This window comes from Amycolatopsis sp. NPDC051758 (assembly GCF_044453095.1).
Classification (GTDB): Bacteria; Actinomycetota; Actinomycetes; order Mycobacteriales; family Pseudonocardiaceae; genus Amycolatopsis.
Genome location: NZ_JBITCJ010000004.1, coordinates 263,535 through 279,821 on the forward strand (window position 1 = coordinate 263,535; position 16,287 = coordinate 279,821).

Consider the following 16,287-nt stretch of genomic DNA (forward strand, 5'->3'; position numbering starts at 1 on the left):
CTCCTAACGGAATACAACAGTGCTGTTGCCGTTGAGCAGGACGCGGCGCTCGCAGTGCCAGCGCACCGCGCGGGAGAGGGCGAGCGCTTCGGCGTCACGCCCGACGGTCACCAGCTCGCGCGGCGAGTAGGTGTGGTCGACGCGCGCGACCTCCTGCTCGATGATCGGGCCCTCGTCGAGGTCGGGCGTGACGTAGTGCGCGGTCGCGCCGACGTACTTCACCCCGCGGTCGTAGGCCTGGTGGTACGGCTTCGCGCCCTTGAAGCCGGGCAGGAACGAGTGGTGGATGTTGATCGCGCGGCCCTCGAGCTTGAGGCACAGGTCGTTGGACAGCACCTGCATGTACCGCGCGAGCACCACGAGGTCCGCCTGGTACTCGCCGACCAGGTCGAGCAGCCGCTGCTCGGCCTCGGGCTTGGTCTCCGGTGTCACCGGCACGTGCTCGAACGGCACGCCGGCCGCTTCGGCCATCGGCCGCAGGTCCTCGTGGTTGGACACGACCACGGCGATGTCCGCGCCGAGGCTGCCCGCGCGCCAGCGGAAGAGCAGGTCGTTGAGGCAGTGCCCGAACTTCGAGACCATCACCAGGAGCCGGTCCTGGGTGCCGTCGGCGAACCCGAACTCCATCTCGAAGGTTCCCGCCACCGGCACGAAGTCGCGGCGCAGGTCGTCCACTGTGGTCGATTCCGGCGCGGTGAACGACGTGCGCAGGAACAGCGAGCCGCGGACGTCGTCGTCGAACTGCTGGTGCTCGACGATGTCGCAGCCCTGCCCGACGAGGAAGGTCGTGACGGCATGCACAATGCCCGACCGCTCGGGACACTTGAGCGTCAAGGTGAAGGTCACGAGACGTACTCCAAACTCGCGTCGGCCAGCCAGGCCGTGAAGTAGCCGGCGAACGACTGCCGCACGAGGATCGTGAAGCCGTCCTCCCGGACCAGGAGCACGATCCCGGTGCGCGCGAACAACGTCTGGACGCAGGTTCCGGGCGGCGACACCGACGGGTCGAGGTCGATCGAGCAGCCGTGAGCCAGGACGTCCCGGGCGTGCGACCCGGTGAGCCGCAGGACATTGCGCTGCGCCGAGACGTCGACCACGGCCGGCGCGCCTTCGTCCCGGAGAGCGGTTTCCAGCTCGATCTGACGGCCGGGATCGGCGAGCACAAGGTATTCGTCGGGCCCCATCCACAGGATGTCCACACCGTTGCCGCTGGTGAACGTGCACGGCTCGGGCAGACCGACGCCGAGCAGGGTGTGCCCGTCCCGGAGGCGCACGGTGAGCTGGGTACGGAACGGTTCTTCAACCGCGTCAACCGTCACGGCGGGCTCCTTCCTTGTCGAAGAGCACGGATTCGGTCACGGTCACCGGCACCACCTGGTCACCGACCGGGACGTACAGCGTTTCGCCGACGCGCTCACGTCCGGAGCGCACCAAAGCCAGCGCGAAGGTCCGGCCGAGCGCGGCGCTGTCGTAGCTGGAGGTGACGTGACCGAGCATCCGCACCGGGGGCTCGGGGACAACTTCGGACTCGATGATCTGCGCCCCTTCGGGCAGGAGCACCGCGGGATCCACCGGGAGCAAGCCAACCAGGTGCTTGCGGTCCGGCCGGTTGTTCTCGGCGCGGGCGAAGGAGCGTTTGCCGAGGAAGTCGGCCTTCTTCTTCGACACCGCCCAGGACATCCCGAGGTCCTGCGGGGTGACCGTGCCGTCGGTGTCCTGGCCGATGATCGGGTAGCCCTTCTCGGCACGTAGGACGTGCATGGTTTCGGTGCCGTACGGCGTGGCACCCTCGTCCACCATGGACTTCCACAGCGCGAGCCCGTACCACGACGGGACGTTGATCTCGTAGGCCAGCTCGCCGGAGAAGCTGATCCGGCAGACGCGGGCGGCGATCCCGGCGACCTCGGCGTCGTGCCAGGTCATGAACCCGAAAGCTTCGTTGGAGACGTCGAGGTCCGGTGCCAGGCGGCCCAGGACTTCCCGTGACTTCGGGCCGACCAGCGGAATCGTGGCCCAGTGTTCGGTGACCGACGTCGCGAAGACGTTCAGGTGTGGCCACTCCGTCTGGAGCCACTCCTCCATCCATTCCAGGACCATGGCCGCGTTGCCGGTCGTCGTGGTGACCAGGAAGCGGTCCTCGGCGATGCGGATGACCGTGCCGTCGTCGATGACCATGCCGTCGACGCCGCACATGACGCCGTAGCGGATCCGGCCGACCTTGAGGGTGCTCATCATGTTCGTGTAGAGCATGTCGAGGAACCAGCCGGCGTCCGGGCCCTGGACGTCGATCTTGCCCAAAGTGGACCCGTCCATCATGGCAACGCTCGTCCGAGCCGCGCGGCACTCGCGCAGGACGGCGTTGTGCATCGTCTCGCCGGGCTGCGGGTAGTACCAGGGCCGTTTCCACTGGCCGACGTTCTCGAACTCGGCGCCGTGCTCGACGTGCCACGGGTGGATCGCCGTGACGCGCACGGGATCGTGCAGGTCACCGCGGTTCCGCCCGGCCAGTGCGGCGAACGACACCGGCGTGTACGGCGGGCGGAACGTCGTCGGCCGCTGGGTCGCCAAGTCGACACCGAGGGCTTCCGCGGTGATGCCGGCAGCGAGCATCCCGGACGTCTTGCCCTGGTCGTGCGCGGTGCCGATCGTGGTGTAGCGCTTGATGTGCTCCAGCGACCGCAGCCCGGCGCCGGTCGCGCGCAGGACGTCGGACACGGTCGCGTCGCGCTGCTGGTCGACGAACCGGGTGTCCACTTCGGACTCCGGCGCGGGTACCTGCCAGAGCACCTTGGTCTCCGGCAGCCCCTCACCCGCGGCCGTGCCGACGACGCTCACCGTCGGCAGATCGCCGTCCGGGACGTACGCCCCCAGCTCGGGCGCGTACCGGAGTTTGCCGCGGGCTTGGCTGAACAGGTGGACCGCCGGGTTCCAGCCGCCGGACACCAGCAGCAGGTCGCAGGGGATGCGCTCCCCGGTCAGCTCGCCCAGTTTCGCCACGTGGGCGGCCGTGATGTGGGAGTCGCCGTCGGTGCCGATGACGCCGTAACCCTCGCGAGCGTCGACGATCCGCACGATCTCGGCCCCGGCCTCGGCCAGTTCGGAGGCGGCGTCGTACGCGCTGTCGTTGGTCGTGAAAACGACCACCCGCCGCCCGGCCAGGACGCCGTAGCGGTTCAGGTAGGTGCGCGCGGCACCGGCGAGCATGATGCCGGGACGGTCGTTGTCCGGGAACACGATCGGCCGCTCGTGGGCGCCGGTGGCCAGCACGATCTTTCGAGCCCGGATCCGCCACACCCGCTGCCGCGAGATCCGTTCGGGCGCGGCGGGCTCGCCTCGGCGCTCCAAAGCCAGCACGAACCCGTCGTCGTAGATGCCGAACGCCGTGGTCCGCGAGAGGAACCGGACGCCCTCCGGAGCTTCGCCATCAGGCTGGTCGTCGACCAGCAGCACGCGGCCCTCGGCTTCGGCCGCGGCAGCGCGTCCGGCGGGTCCCGCACCGACGACCAGGACATCGCAGTGGGCGTGCTTGGCGTCGTACCGCGCGGGGTCCGGTTCCGTGGCGAGCCGTCCCTGACCGCGCAGGCCACGAGCCTCCAGGCCGTCGTACAGCTCGACGGTGGTGGCCGACAGCATCGGCTCCGGGAACGGCTTCTCGATCTGCACCAGGGCGTTCGAGTCCTCGACACCCGCCGCGACGATGCCGCGCGGCCGTCCGTACTTGATGCTGGTCGCGACCTGGTGGATGCCGTTGGCCAGCAACGCGGAAGCCAGGGTGTCGCCGAGGAAACCGGTCAGCTCGCGGCCGTCGAAGGTGAACTTGAGCGGGACGCCGGACAGTCGGGTCATGAGATCACCGGCTTGGGCTCGTCGAGGCGGTAGACCGCCAGGAGGTCGTGGGTGCGGGTGTCGCGGACGGCGTTGAACCACCGGCGGCAGCCCGCGGAATGGCTCCAGCGCTCGGCGAGCGGGCCGCTCGGGTTGGCGCGGAAGAAGACGAACTTCGCCCAGTCCTCATCGGACAGTGCGGCCGGGTCTTCCGGGTAGGCGACGTGGGCTTGGCCGCCGTAGTGGAACTCGGCCTCTTCGCGCGGCCCGCACCACGGGCAGGGAATCAGTTGCATCAGAAGCTCCTAGTGCGCGACGGCGGCGGCGCCGTGCTCGTCGACGAGGGCACCGGTGGTGAACCGGTCCAAAGTGAACGGTTCGGCGTATTCGTGGGGCTTCCCGCGCGCGATGGTCGCCGCGAAGACGTCACCGACCCCCGGCGTGGCCTTGAAACCGCCGGTGCCCCAGCCGCAGTTGAGGAACAGGTTCTCCACCGGGGTGAGCCCGACGATCGGCGAGGCGTCCGGGCTGACGTCGACGATGCCCGCCCACGTCCGGAGCAGGTGCGCCCGCGCGAACACCGGGAACAGCTCCAGCGCGGCGGCCATCTGCTCCTCGATGACGTGGAACGAGCCGCGCTGCCCGTAGCCGTTGTAACTGTCGATGCCCGCGCCCATGACCAGTTCACCCTTGTGCGCCTGGGAAACGTAGACGTGTACGGCGTTCGACATGACGACCGTCGGGTGGATCGGCTCCAGCAGCTCGGACACCAAGGCCTGCAACGGGTGCGACACCAGCGGCAGGTCGAGGCCGACCATCTTCGCCAGCACCGACGAATGCCCGGCCGCGCACAGTGCGACCTTGCCCGCGGCGATCCGGCCCCTCGACGTCTCGACCGCGGTGACTCGGCCGTTCGCTGTGGAGATGCCGGTGACCTCGCAGTTCTGGATGAGGTCGACCCCCACCTCGTGCGCGGCGCGGGCGAAGCCCCAGGCGACGTAGTCGTGCTTCGCGATGCCCGCGCGCGGCTGGAAGGTCGCGCCGAGCACCGGGTAGCGGACGTCCGGTGAGGTGTTGACGATCGGGCAGATCTCCTTGACGCCGGCGGCGTCCACCCATTCGGCGTCGATGCCGTTGAGCTTGTTGGCCTCGACGCGGCGGACGCTGTCGCGGACGTCCTGCAGCGTGTGTGCGAGATTCAGCACGCCGCGCTGGCTGAACAGGATCGGGTAGCCGAGGTCCTCTTCGAGGCCTTCCCACAGCTTGAGGGAGTGCTCGTAGATGCCGGAGCTCTCGTCCCAGAGGTAGTTGGAGCGGATGATCGTGGTGTTGCGGGCCATGTTGCCGCCCGCGAGCCAGCCCTTCTCCAGCACGGCGACGTTCGTGATGCCGTGCACCTTCGCCAGGTAGTACGCGGTGGCGAGGCCGTGCCCACCGCCACCGACCACGATCACGTCGTAAGCCGGCTTCGGGTCCGGGTTGTCCCAGAGGAAGTCGGGGTGCTCGGGCAGGCCGGTCATCGGGCCTCCCCCGGGTAGAGCGGGAACGCTTCGGCGAGCGCAGTGACGCGGGCCCGCAGCTTCTCGACGTCGAAGCCGGGTTTCAAAGCCTCGGCGATGACGTCGGCGGCCTCGCGGAACTCGGCGTCGCCGAAGCCGCGGGTGGCCAGGGCCGGAGTGCCGATCCGGAGGCCGGAGGTGACCATCGGCGGTCGCGGGTCGAACGGGACGGCGTTGCGGTTCACGGTGATGCCGACTTCGTGGAGCCGGTCCTCGGCCTGCTTGCCGTCCAGTTCGGAGTCGCGCAGGTCGACGAGCACCAGGTGGACGTCGGTGCCGCCGGTCAGCACGGAGATGTCCTTCTCGCCCAGGAGCCGTTCGGCCAGGAGCTTCGCGCCGCGCAGGGTCCGCTGCTGGCGTTCGGCGAACTCGGGTTCGGACGCCATCTTGAACGCGACGGCTTTGGCCGCGATGACGTGTTCGAGCGGGCCGCCCTGCTGGCCGGGGAACACCGCAGAGTTGACCTTCTTGGCCAGGGCCGCGTCGTTCGTCAGGATCACGCCGCCGCGCGGGCCGCCGAGCGTCTTGTGCGTGGTGGTCGTCGTGACGTGCGCGTGCGGCACCGGCGAGGGGTGCAGCCCGGCGGCGACCAGGCCGGCGAAGTGGGCCATGTCGACCATGAGGTACGCGCCGACCTCGTCGGCGATCGCGCGGAAGCGGGCGAAGTCGAGCTGACGCGGGTAGGCCGACCAGCCCGCGATGATCAGCTTCGGCCGGTGTTCCTTTGCCAGACGTTCGACCTCGGCCATGTCGACCCGGAAGTCCTTTTCGGACACTTCGTACGCGGCGACGTCGTAGAGCAGGCCGGAGAAGTTGATCCGCATGCCGTGCGTCAGGTGCCCGCCGTGGGCGAGCGACAGGCCGAGGATCTTGTCACCGGGCTTGATGAGCGCGGCCATCGCGGCGGCGTTGGCCTGGGCGCCCGAGTGCGGCTGGACGTTGGCGAACCCGGCGCCGAACAGCGTCTTGACCCGGTCGATGGCGAGCTGTTCGAGGACGTCGACGTGCTCGCAGCCGCCGTAGTAGCGGCGGCCGGGGTAGCCCTCGGCGTACTTGTTGGTGAGCACCGAGCCCTGCGCCTGCAGCACGCTCAGCGGGGCGAAGTTCTCACTGGCGATCATCTCCAGCGTCGACTGCTGCCGGTGCAGCTCGGCGCCGATCGCGTCGGCCACCGCCGGGTCGTAGTCGGCCAAAGAGCGGTTGAGCACTGGGTCGATCGTCGCGGTCATCCGAAACTCCGTCTGGTCGACTTCTGATATATCAATCGTCGATGTAGGCTAAGCGGCGTGCATCCCCAGGTCAATCCCCCGTCGCTCGCGGAACAGGCTTACGTCTTCATCCGCGACCAGCTCGTCATGCTCGACATCCGCCCCGGCGGCCCCATCAACGAGGAGTGGCTGGGCACCACCCTCGGCATGGGCCGGACGCCGATCCGCGAAGCGCTGAAGCGGCTGGAGTCCGAACGGCTGGTCGTCGCCTATCCACGGCGCGGGACGTTCGCCACCGACGTCCACATCTCCGACCTCGCGCATATCTCCGAGGTGCGGCGGACGCTGGAGCCGATGGCCACGGCGGCCGCCGCCGAGCGCGCGACCGACGCCGACCGGGCGACGCTCACCGAGCTGCGCACGCAGCTCGACGCCGGGGTCCCCACCGGGGACAACGCCGACCTGCTGCGCACCGACCTCGCCCTGCACCGGGCGATCTACCGGTGTGTGCACAACCCGTTCCTCGAGGACACGCTGATCCGGTACGACAACCTCGCCACCCGGATCTGGTGCGTGTTCGTGCCCCGGCTGTCCGGGATGGCCGGCCACGTCGACGAGCACGTCCCGCTCCTCACCGCGATCATCGAGGGTGACGCCGAGAAGGCGGCCGCGTTGACGCTCGAGCACGTCGCCGGGTTCGAGGCCGCCATCCGGGCGTTGATCTAAAGACCCAGCCGGGTGCGGACCCAGTCGTGGAACTCGCCGATGTGATGCTCACTGGGCACGAGTACGCCACCGTTGGCGTAGGAGCGCGAGTCCATGGCGAGCTGGCAGCGTTCGCACGCCTCGAAGTCCTGCTGGTTGACGCGGTGGAACAGCTCGATCGAACGCGTCAGGTCGCGGCCCGACTCGACAACGCCGGGCAGGTAGAGCCAGTCGCAGCGCACCAGCGTCCGGTCCGGGGCGAGCGGGAACATCCGGTGCAGGATCACGTGGTCCGGCACCAGGTTGACAAAAACCTGCGGCCGGATGGTGATCGCGTAGTACTTGCGGTCCTGGTCCTCGGTGACGCCGGGGAGGCGGTCGACGCCCTCGCTGCCGTCGATGGTGAAGCCCTGGACGTCACCGCCGAACTCCGCGCCGTGACCGACGTAGTACTGCGCGGCGTAGCCGTCGGCGAACTCCGGGAGGACCTCGGTGAGCTCCGGGTGGATCGTCGCGCAGTGGTAGCACTCCATGAAGTTCTCGATGATCTGTTTCCAGTTCGCCTTCACGTCGTACTCGATGCGCTTCCCGAGGGCGAGGCCGTCGACGCCGTACGCCTCGATCGCGCTCTCGCCGCCGAGCCGTTCGGTGACCGCGGCGACGACGGTGCCGTCGAACGGCGGCGGCTCGTCGGCCAGGCAGACCCACGCGTAGCCGAGCCATTCCCGCAGGTGCACCTTGGTGAGGCCGAAGGCGGTGCGGTCGACGTCCGGCATGCCGGTGAGGTTCGGCGCGGCGATCAGCTTGCCGTCGAGGCCGTACGTCCAGGCGTGGTACGGGCACTGGAAAGCGCGCTTCACGGTGCCGCTTTCGGACGTGCAGAGCCGGGCGCCGCGGTGGCGGCAGACGTTGAGGAACGCGGTGAGCTTCCCGTCCCGCCCGCGCGAGACCAGGACGCTCTCCCGGCCGACCTGGACGGTCTCGAACGAGCCGGGACCGGCGAGGTCCGCGCTGCGCACGGCGCAGAACCAGTCGGCCTCGAAGATCTTCGACTGCTCCAACCCGAAGATCGCCGGGTCGGTGTAGTAGGTGCCGGGCAGCGTGGCGAGCAGGCTCGGCGGCAGATCGGTAGTGGTCACCGGCGTGGTCCTCTCCGCGGATCAGGACGGGAGTTGCGCAGAACGCGTCTTGTTGCTCACTCCGGAACAGAGTGACTGCCACCCCGAAGCGCTGTCAACCCAAGTTTTTCAACGCCCGCCAAAGATTTCCGGCACGTTTCAGCGAACTCGCGTACCCCGAGGGTCGGCTCACGTACCCAGAGAGTCGGCTCGCGTACCTGGAGGGTCGGCTCGTGAGCCGACCGTCTGGGTACGCGAGCCGACTGTCCAGGTACGCGAGCCGACCGTCTGGGTCAGGCTGCGGGGCCGTGGATGGCTCGGCGGAAGAGGGTTTCGATCTCGTCGCGGGTCGGGCGGGGGTCGGCCAGGGCCGCCTGCATCAGGAGGCCGCAGAACAGGCCGGCCAGGAGGCGGCCGGTGAGGGGGTCGGTGCGGGAGCCGAAGAACGCGATGAGTGCCTGGTCCCAGGCCGCGCTCGCCGCGCGGAGCCGGGGGCGGTGCAGGGCCGCGACGTACAGGTCGTACTCGACCACAGTGTCCCGGTACTGCTCGTTGATGTACCCCATGACGAGGTCGGCGAGGGCCGCGGCGAAGTCGGCGTCCGGCGGGAGCGCCGACTCCCACTCCTTCAGCGCGTGGACGTTCTTCTCGGCGGCCTCGTGCAGCGCCACCTCCAGCAGGTCGTCCAGGGTCGCGAAGTGGTAGGTCGTCGAGCCCAGCGGCACCCCCGCCGCGGCCGCGACCGAACGGTGCGTGACCCCGTCGATCCCCCGCTGGGCGACAACCTCGACCGCCGCCTTGGCGATCCGCGCGCGCCGCTCGGGGTCGTTCGGGCCGCGGCGCCTGCTCGCGCCGGGTTCGGTCTTCGTCATCGAAGCCCCCTTGTGGACATCTGTACACGCTTCGCGTACAAATGTACGCACTCAACGCGCGACGCAGCCACTACCGATCCGGAAGGGGCCGCATGAAGGACCTCCACATCGACGGCGTCTGGTCGGACGCCGAAAGCCACTCCGACGTGTTGAACCCCGCCACCGGCCAGGTGATCGAGCAGGTCGCCGAAGCCGGGCGCGAGGAAGTGGACGCCGCGGTCAGAGCGGCGAGGAAGGCCTTCGACGAGGGTCCATGGCGGCGGACCACCGCCACCGAACGCGGCGAACTGCTCCGGCGCACCGCCGACCTGCTGGTCCGCGACCGCGAAGAACTCGCCCGCACCGAGAGCCTCGACACCGGCAAGACGCTGGGTGAAGGCCGCATCGACATCGACGACGTCACGAACGTCTTCCGCTACTACGCCGACCTGGCCGGCAAGGACGCCGGACGCCTGGTCGACGCGGGCAGCGCGACCGTCGTGAGCCGGATCGTGCACGAGCCGGTCGGCGTCTGCGCGCTCATCGCACCGTGGAACTACCCGCTGCTGCAGATGTCCTGGAAGGTCGCGCCCGCTCTGGCCGCGGGCAACACCGTCGTGCTCAAGCCCAGCGAGGTCACGCCGCTGACCACGATCAAGCTGGTCGCCCTGCTCGAAGAGGCCGGCACCCCACCCGGCGTTGTCAACCTCCTGCTCGGGCCGGGCCACGTCGGCGCCGCAATGGTCGAGCACCCGGCCGTGGACCTCGTCTCCTTCACCGGCGGTTACGCGACCGGCGAGAAGATCATGACGGCCGCGGCGAAGGGTGTCCGCCGGGTCGCGCTCGAACTCGGCGGCAAGAACCCGAACGTGGTCTTCGACGACGCCGATTACAACACTGCCCTCGACTACGCGCTGATGGCCGCGTTCGTCCATTCGGGACAGGTCTGCTCGGCGGGCGCGCGCTTGATCATCCAGGATGGGATCCATGACCGGTTCGTGGCGGACCTCGCCGCGCGCGCCGACCGGATCCGGGTCGGCGACGGCCTCGACCCCGCGACCGAGACGGGTCCGCTCGTCTCGGCGCAGCACCGTGCCAAGGTCGAGGGGTACATCGAAAGCGCTCTCAAAGAAGGCGCGACGCTCCGGGCAGGCGGCAAACGGCCCGAAGGCGCGCAGTACGAAGGCGGTTTCTTCCTTCGCCCGACCGTGTTCAGCGACTGTACGAGGGACATGGCGATCGTCCGGGAAGAGGTTTTCGGCCCGGTCGTCACCGTGGAACGCTTCACCGAAGAGGCCGACGCGATCGCGCTGGCCAACGACACCGAGTACGGGCTCGCCGGGGCCGTGTGGACGTCGGACGCGTCCCGCGCCCAGCGGGTCGCCGGGGCCCTGCGCCACGGCACCGTGTGGATCAACGACTACCACCCCTACCTGCCGCAGGCGGAGTGGGGCGGGTTCGGCCGGTCCGGCATCGGCCGCGAGCTCGGACCGTCCGGGCTGGCGGAGTACCAGGAGAGCAAGCACGTCTACCAGAACATCAACCCCGTTCCGCAGCACTGGTTCAAAGGCTGATCCCTTCCCCCACGTGAGGACGTTGCCATGACCACGCAAGAAAAGCCGGCGGGCGGGGGGCCTGCCCCGGACGACAGCTCCGACCTCGAGAAGTTCGGCTACCGCCAGGAACTCGAACGCTCCCTGGGCTCCTTCTCCAGCTTCGCCGCCGGGTTCTCCTACATCTCGATCATGACCGGCGTGTTCCAGCTGTTCTTCTTCGGCTTCGGCTCGGGCGGGCCGGCGTTCATCTGGACCTGGCCGCTGGTGTTCATCGGCCAGCTCGCCGTCGCGCTGTGCTTCGCCGAGCTCGCCGGCCAGTTCCCGCTCGCCGGTTCGGTGTACCAGTGGGCGAAACAGATCGCGAAGCCCGCGACGTCGTGGCTCGCGGGCTGGATCATGATCATCGGCGCGATCGTAACGGCCGGTGCCGTCGCCGTGGCCTACCAGATCATCCTGCCGCAGGTCTCGACCGCGTTCCAGATCGTCGGCAGCGACTCCGACGCCGGCCTGACGTCGACGCCGGGCGGCGCGCAGAACGCCATCATCCTGGCCCTGGTGCTGGTCGTGTTCGCCACGATCGTGAACGTCATCGGCGTCAAACTGATGGCGAAGATCAACAACTTCGGCGTCGCGGTCGAGCTGTCCGCCGTCATCCTGCTGATCATCGCGCTGGCCATCCACATCAAGCGCGGCCCGCAGGTGGTCTTCGAGACGCACGCCACGGGTGACGGTCACTCGCTCGGGTACCTCGGGGCGTTCCTGGTGGCGTCGCTGATGAGCGCGTACGTCTTCTACGGCTTCGACACCGCGGGCTCGCTCGCGGAGGAAACCACCCAGCCGCGCAAGCACGCGCCGCGCGCGATCCTGCGGGCGATCACGGCTTCGTTCATCGTCGGCGGCCTGGTGATGCTCGTCGGCATGATGGCCGTCGGCGACATCAACGCCGAGGAGCTGAGCACGTCCGGCATGCCGTACCTGCTGAAGAGCACGCTGGGCACCGGGCTGGGCAACGCCTTCCTCATCTGTTCCGCGATCGCGATCACGGTGTGCTGCCTCGCCGTGCAGACCGCGGCGATCCGGATGGCCTGGGCGATGGCCCGCGACGGCAGGCTGCCGTTCAGCAAGGCGATGGCGAAGGTGTCGCCGCGGTCGAAGACGCCGATCCTGCCGGCGCTGCTCACCGGCGGCCTCACCGTCGTGGTGCTGCTGATCAACCTGGGCAACCAGCGGGCGTTCTTCATCCTGACCTCGACCGCGATCATCCTGTTCTACATCCCCTACCTGATGGTCACCGGCCCGATGCTGCTGCGCCGCCTGCGCGGGCAGTGGCCGCGCCCCGGGCACGGCCCGTACTTCAAGCTCGGCCGCTGGGGCACGCTGGTGAACCTGGTCGCGGTGCTCTACGGCGCCGCGATGACGGTCAACCTGATCTGGCCGCGCGCCGAGGTCTACGGCGACGACCACTGGTACTTCCAGTGGGGCGCGGTGATCGTCACCGGGCTGATCGTGATCATCGGTGCGATCATGCTCTACGTCCGGCGCGGCACCTGGGGTTCGTCACACACGAGCCCCGAGCACATGCCCGACAGCGCCCCGGACACCCTGCCCGGCTGAGGAGGCCCCATGAGTTCCGATACCTACGACTTCGTGATCGTCGGCGGCGGCTCGGCGGGCTGCGCGCTGGCGAACCGGCTTTCCGCGGACCCGAACAACAAGGTCCTGGTCCTGGAAGCGGGGCGGTCCGACTACAAGTGGGACGTCTTCATCCACATGCCGGCCGCGCTGACCTTCCCGATCGGGTCGAAGTTCTACGACTGGGGTTACCGCAGCGAGCCCGAGCCGCACATGAACCGCCGCCGCATCTACCACGCCCGCGGCAAGGTGCTCGGCGGGTCGTCCAGCATCAACGGGATGATCTTCCAGCGCGGCAACCCGCTGGACTACGAGCGCTGGGCCGGCGACCCCGGGATGTCCACTTGGGACTACGCGCACTGCCTGCCGTACTTCCAGCGCATGGAGAACTGCCTCGCCGACGCCCCCGACGGGCCCTGGCGCGGCCACGACGGGCCGCTTGAGCTGGAACGCGGCCCGGCCAGCAATCCCCTGTTCCAGGCCTTCTTCGACGCCGCAGAAGAGGCGGGCTACCCGCGCACCGACGACGTCAACGGCTACCGCCAGGAAGGCTTCGCAGCCTTCGACCGGAACGTCCGAAAAGGACGGCGGCTGTCCGCGGCGGGCGCGTACCTGCACCCGGTGGAGAACCGGCCCAACCTCACGGTGAAGACGCACGCGTTCGTGTCGCAGATCCTCTTCGACGGCACCCGCGCGATCGGCGTCGAGTACAGCGAAGGCCGGGGCGTGCCGGGTGAGGTGTACGGCAAGGAGATCATCCTCTGCGGCGGCGCGATCAACAGCCCGCAACTGCTGCAGCTCTCCGGCGTCGGCAACGCGGCCGACCTGGAGAAGCTCGGCATCGACGTCGTGAAGGACCTGCCGGGTGTCGGCGAGAACCTGCAGGACCACCTGGAGGTGTACATCCAGTACGCCTGCAAGGAACCGGTGTCGATGCAGCCGTCGCTGGCGAAGTGGAAGCGGCCCTACATCGGCGCGCAGTGGCTGTTCCTGCGGAACGGCCCGGCCGCGACCAACCACTTCGAGGGTGGCGGGTTCGTCCGCTCCAACGACGAGGTGAAGTACCCGAACCTGATGTTCCACTTCCTGCCGGTGGCGATCCGCTACGACGGTTCGGCGCCTACGGAAGGGCACGGTTACCAGGTGCACGTCGGCCCGATGTACGCCGACACCCGCGGCTCGGTGAAGCTCACGTCCACCGACCCGCGGCAGCACCCGGCGATCAAGTTCAACTACCTGTCGACCGAAAACGACCGCAAGGAATGGATCGAGGCCGTGCGGGTGGCGCGGAAGATCCTCAACCAGTCCGCGATGGACCGGTACAACGGCGGCGAGATCTCGCCGGGGCCGTCCGTGGAGTCCGACGAGGAGATCCTCGACTGGGTCGCCAAGGACGCCGAGACGGCGCTGCACCCGTCGTGCACCGCCAAGATGGGCGTGGACGAGGGATCCGTGATCGACCCGCAGACGATGCGGGTGCACGGCACCGAGGGCCTGCGCGTCGTCGACGCGTCGGTCATGCCCTACATCCCCAACGGCAACATCTACGCGCCGGTGATGATGACCGCCGAGAAGGCGGCCGACCTCATCCTCGGCAACACCCCGCTCGCCCCGATCAAGACGCCGTTCTACCGGCACGGGGAGAGCTAGCCCGGACGTCGTAGCGCCCGTACCGCCATCCTCGGTACGGGCCTTCGGCATGCCCGGATTATCCGTTGGCGGGGAACAAAAACTACCGGGGCGTACCCCCTTGACGACGTCCGGCATGGGACTCAGACTTTGTTGCGGATCACAGTTGATGTTCCCCTATGCGCAACAGTCTCGGAGGCGTCATGATTCGCGCGTGCACAGTGGACGAGCTGCCCCCGGGTGAGTCCGTCCGGCTCGAGGGGTCTCCCGCCATCGCGGTGTTCAACACCGAGGACGGGGAGCTGTACGCCATCGACGACACGTGCACCCACCAGGACGCCTCCCTGGCCGACGGCTGGCTCGAAGGCTGCTTCGTCGAGTGCCCGCTGCACGCGGCGCTGTTCGACCTGCGCACCGGCATGCCGAGCTGCCTGCCCGCGAAGGAGCCGGTCCGGACCTACTCCGTGGTCGTCGACGACGGTGTCATCTACGTGCAGGGTGAGGCCCGCGAGGACGCCGCGTGAAGCGCGTCGCGATCGTCGGCGCCTCACTGGCCGGGGTCCGCGCCGCGCAGGAGCTGCGCGCGCAGGGTTACGACGGCGGTGTGGTGCTGATCGGCGAAGAGGCGCACCTGCCCTACGACCGGCCGCCGCTGTCCAAGGCGTTCCTCGCGGGGACGGCCGAGCGCGCTTCGCTGGAACTGCTCGACGCCGGCGACCTCGCGTCGCTGGCGCTGGACTTCCGGCTCGGCGTGCGGGCCACGGCCCTGGAACCGGGGAACCGCCGGGTGCTCCTTTCGGACGGCGGTTCCGTGCACGCGGACGGCGTGGTCATCACCACCGGCGGCCGCGCCCGCACCTTGCCGGGCTTCGAAGGCGCCCACACCCTGCGGACGATCGACGACGCTCTCGCCTTGCGCGCGGCCTTGGTGCCCGGGGTCCGGGTGGCGATCGTCGGCGCCGGGTTCATCGGCGCCGAGGTGGCCTCGACGTGCCGTTCGCTGGGCCTCGACGTGGTCGTCCTGGAAGCGTTGCCGTTGCCGCTGACCCCGGTGCTGGGCCCGGAGCTGGCGGCCGTCTGCGCCCGGCTGCACGCCGAGCACGGCACGGAGCTGCGCTGCGGGGTGTCGGTGACCGGCATGGACGCGGCCGGCGTCCGGCTGGCCGACGGTTCGCTCGTCCCGGCCGACGTCGTCGTGACGGGCGTCGGCATGATCCCGGCGACGGACTGGCTGGCCGGGTCCGGGTTGAAGGTAGGCAACGGCGTCCACATCGACGCCGGCCTTGTCACGGACCTGCCCCAGGTGGTCGCGATCGGCGACGTCGCGCACTATCACGCCAACGGCGTCGGACGGCGGCACGAGCACTGGACGAACGCGTCGGAGCAGGCGCCGGTCGCGATCGCGAACCTCCTGGCCGGCCGCACCGAACGCACCTACACACCGAGCGGTTACGTCTGGTCGGACCAGTATTCGGGGCGGCTGCAGCTGGCCGGCCACCCGCGTCCCGGCGACACGCTTTCGTTCGTGGACGGCGACCCGGCGTCCTCGTCGTTCGTGGCCGTCTGGGCGCGCGAGGGCGCCACCGTCGGCGTGTTCGCGTTGAACAATCCGAAGCTGTTCAACCGCTTGCGACGTCCGCTTCGGGTTCCAGCGGCCGTCTGAAGTCTCAACCGGCGGTTCAAAGATACGCTTCACCCACATGGAGCTGACTCTCGACGAGCTGCGGGTGCTGACGGGCTGGGCCGCCGACTGCGCTTCGCGTGCGCTGCCTTTGTACGAGTCGCGGGTCCCCAGCGATCCTCGTCCCCGGGAAGCGATCTCGGCGGCAAGCGAGTTCGCTTCGGGCGCTCCGCGGACGAAGCTGCTTCGCACGGTGGCGTGGGCGGCGCTGGAGGCGGCCGGTTCGGCCCCCGATCCCGTGGCGGCCGCCGCGGCCCGCGCCGCTGTGGGCGCCGCGGGTGCGGCTTACCTGCACCCGCTGGAGTCGCCGCACCAGGTGAAGCACATCGTCGGCCCCGCGCAGCAGTCAACACTGGCGCACGAACTGGCCGGCGGTGACGCGGAAGCCGAGATCGGCTGGGCGCTCGGCCACGCACCACCGGCGGTCCGCGACATCCTGCGCCGCTTCCCGGAAGGCAAGCCGGGCCGAACCCGCCTGGGCGAACTGCACCGCCGGCTGGAGTCGGCCCTCCGCGCCTGAGCG

At 69.3% G+C, this 16,287-nt stretch carries 15 protein-coding genes; 7 read left to right on the forward strand and 8 right to left on the reverse strand.

The genetic code is table 11. The features are described 5' to 3' along the window. Nucleotides 1–3: 3 nt before the first annotated feature. The 6 genes from purU to glyA are packed head-to-tail and all read right to left on the reverse strand — an operon-like array spanning nucleotide 4 to nucleotide 6,613. Nucleotides 4–846 carry a formyltetrahydrofolate deformylase gene (purU, locus tag ACIA5G_RS20725; protein ID WP_395925453.1) on the reverse strand — a complete coding sequence of 281 codons (843 nt, stop codon included), beginning with the start codon at nucleotides 844–846 and terminating at the stop codon, nucleotides 4–6. After that, nucleotides 843–1,319: a sarcosine oxidase subunit gamma gene (locus tag ACIA5G_RS20730; protein WP_395925455.1), complete on the reverse strand. Its 477-nt coding sequence runs from the start codon at nucleotides 1,317–1,319 to the stop codon at nucleotides 843–845. The genes purU and ACIA5G_RS20730 overlap by 4 nt, the downstream gene beginning before the upstream one ends. Beyond that, nucleotides 1,309–3,846 carry a 2Fe-2S iron-sulfur cluster-binding protein gene (locus ACIA5G_RS20735; RefSeq protein ID WP_395925457.1) on the reverse strand — a complete coding sequence of 846 codons (2,538 nt, stop codon included), beginning with the start codon at nucleotides 3,844–3,846 and terminating at the stop codon, nucleotides 1,309–1,311. Before ACIA5G_RS20735 ends, ACIA5G_RS20730 begins: the two co-directional genes overlap by 11 nt. Then, a complete protein-coding gene (locus ACIA5G_RS20740) occupies nucleotides 3,843–4,121 on the reverse strand; it encodes a sarcosine oxidase subunit delta (protein ID WP_392759275.1) in 279 nt (92 codons plus the stop codon). The genes ACIA5G_RS20735 and ACIA5G_RS20740 overlap by 4 nt, the downstream gene beginning before the upstream one ends. A gap of 9 nt (nucleotides 4,122–4,130) precedes the next feature. Continuing rightward, complete coding sequence (locus ACIA5G_RS20745) at nucleotides 4,131–5,345, reverse strand: sarcosine oxidase subunit beta family protein (RefSeq protein ID WP_395925460.1); 1,215 nt, start codon at nucleotides 5,343–5,345, stop codon at nucleotides 4,131–4,133. Continuing rightward, on the reverse strand, nucleotides 5,342–6,613 hold the full coding sequence (gene glyA, locus ACIA5G_RS20750; protein WP_395925462.1) for a serine hydroxymethyltransferase: 1,272 nt from the start codon (nucleotides 6,611–6,613) through the stop codon (nucleotides 5,342–5,344). Before glyA ends, ACIA5G_RS20745 begins: the two co-directional genes overlap by 4 nt. Before the next feature lie 57 nt (nucleotides 6,614–6,670). Here glyA and ACIA5G_RS20755 point away from each other — a divergent pair, with 57 nt between their 5' ends. Further along, a complete protein-coding gene (locus ACIA5G_RS20755) occupies nucleotides 6,671–7,318 on the forward strand; it encodes a GntR family transcriptional regulator (protein ID WP_395925464.1) in 648 nt (215 codons plus the stop codon). Here the strand turns inward: ACIA5G_RS20755 and ACIA5G_RS20760 are convergent. Beyond that, nucleotides 7,315–8,436, reverse strand: coding sequence for an aromatic ring-hydroxylating dioxygenase subunit alpha (locus ACIA5G_RS20760; RefSeq protein ID WP_395925466.1), 1,122 nt, complete (start codon nucleotides 8,434–8,436; stop codon nucleotides 7,315–7,317). The two genes, ACIA5G_RS20755 and ACIA5G_RS20760, sit on opposite strands and share 4 nt — an antisense overlap. A 272-nt stretch (nucleotides 8,437–8,708) precedes the next feature. Beyond that, nucleotides 8,709–9,287, reverse strand: coding sequence for a TetR/AcrR family transcriptional regulator (locus ACIA5G_RS20765; RefSeq protein WP_395925468.1), 579 nt, complete (start codon nucleotides 9,285–9,287; stop codon nucleotides 8,709–8,711). A 92-nt stretch (nucleotides 9,288–9,379) separates the two neighbouring features. Between ACIA5G_RS20765 and ACIA5G_RS20770 the strand changes: the two genes are divergently transcribed. The 6 genes from ACIA5G_RS20770 to ACIA5G_RS20795 all read left to right on the forward strand — a co-directional run bounded on the left by ACIA5G_RS20770 (nucleotide 9,380) and on the right by ACIA5G_RS20795 (nucleotide 16,284). After that, nucleotides 9,380–10,840 (forward strand): aldehyde dehydrogenase family protein, encoded by a 1,461-nt coding sequence (locus ACIA5G_RS20770; RefSeq protein WP_395925470.1) that lies wholly within the window; start codon nucleotides 9,380–9,382, stop codon nucleotides 10,838–10,840. A 27-nt stretch (nucleotides 10,841–10,867) separates the two neighbouring features. Further along, nucleotides 10,868–12,436 carry an amino acid permease gene (locus ACIA5G_RS20775; RefSeq protein WP_395925472.1) on the forward strand — a complete coding sequence of 523 codons (1,569 nt, stop codon included), beginning with the start codon at nucleotides 10,868–10,870 and terminating at the stop codon, nucleotides 12,434–12,436. A gap of 9 nt (nucleotides 12,437–12,445) precedes the next feature. After that, entirely contained in the window at nucleotides 12,446–14,104 is a 1,659-nt protein-coding gene (betA, locus tag ACIA5G_RS20780; RefSeq protein WP_395925474.1) for a choline dehydrogenase, read from the forward strand. 182 nt (nucleotides 14,105–14,286) lie between these two features. After that, nucleotides 14,287–14,607, forward strand: coding sequence for a bifunctional 3-phenylpropionate/cinnamic acid dioxygenase ferredoxin subunit (locus tag ACIA5G_RS20785; RefSeq protein WP_395925476.1), 321 nt, complete (start codon nucleotides 14,287–14,289; stop codon nucleotides 14,605–14,607). Then, a complete protein-coding gene (locus ACIA5G_RS20790; RefSeq protein WP_395925479.1) occupies nucleotides 14,604–15,746 on the forward strand; it encodes an NAD(P)/FAD-dependent oxidoreductase in 1,143 nt (380 codons plus the stop codon). Before ACIA5G_RS20785 ends, ACIA5G_RS20790 begins: the two co-directional genes overlap by 4 nt. Nucleotides 15,747–15,783: 37 nt before the next feature. Further along, nucleotides 15,784–16,284, forward strand: coding sequence for a putative immunity protein (locus ACIA5G_RS20795; protein ID WP_395925481.1), 501 nt, complete (start codon nucleotides 15,784–15,786; stop codon nucleotides 16,282–16,284). Nucleotides 16,285–16,287 lie beyond the last annotated feature (3 nt).

Excerpts from the sequence above, each read along its gene's own strand:
- ACIA5G_RS20775 (WP_395925472.1), top strand. The coding sequence starts at position 10,868 with ATGACCACGCAAGAAAAGCCGGCGGGCGGGGGGCCTGCCCCGGACGAC.
- ACIA5G_RS20735 (WP_395925457.1), bottom strand. The coding sequence starts at position 3,846 with ATGACCCGACTGTCCGGCGTCCCGCTCAAGTTCACCTTCGACGGCCGC.
- ACIA5G_RS20745 (WP_395925460.1), bottom strand. The coding sequence starts at position 5,345 with ATGACCGGCCTGCCCGAGCACCCCGACTTCCTCTGGGACAACCCGGAC.
- ACIA5G_RS20765 (WP_395925468.1), bottom strand. The coding sequence starts at position 9,287 with ATGACGAAGACCGAACCCGGCGCGAGCAGGCGCCGCGGCCCGAACGAC.
- ACIA5G_RS20795 (WP_395925481.1), top strand. The coding sequence starts at position 15,784 with ATGGAGCTGACTCTCGACGAGCTGCGGGTGCTGACGGGCTGGGCCGCC.
- glyA (WP_395925462.1), bottom strand. The coding sequence starts at position 6,613 with ATGACCGCGACGATCGACCCAGTGCTCAACCGCTCTTTGGCCGACTAC.
- ACIA5G_RS20740 (WP_392759275.1), bottom strand. The coding sequence starts at position 4,121 with ATGCAACTGATTCCCTGCCCGTGGTGCGGGCCGCGCGAAGAGGCCGAG.
- ACIA5G_RS20770 (WP_395925470.1), top strand. The coding sequence starts at position 9,380 with ATGAAGGACCTCCACATCGACGGCGTCTGGTCGGACGCCGAAAGCCAC.
- ACIA5G_RS20785 (WP_395925476.1), top strand. The coding sequence starts at position 14,287 with ATGATTCGCGCGTGCACAGTGGACGAGCTGCCCCCGGGTGAGTCCGTC.
- betA (WP_395925474.1), top strand. The coding sequence starts at position 12,446 with ATGAGTTCCGATACCTACGACTTCGTGATCGTCGGCGGCGGCTCGGCG.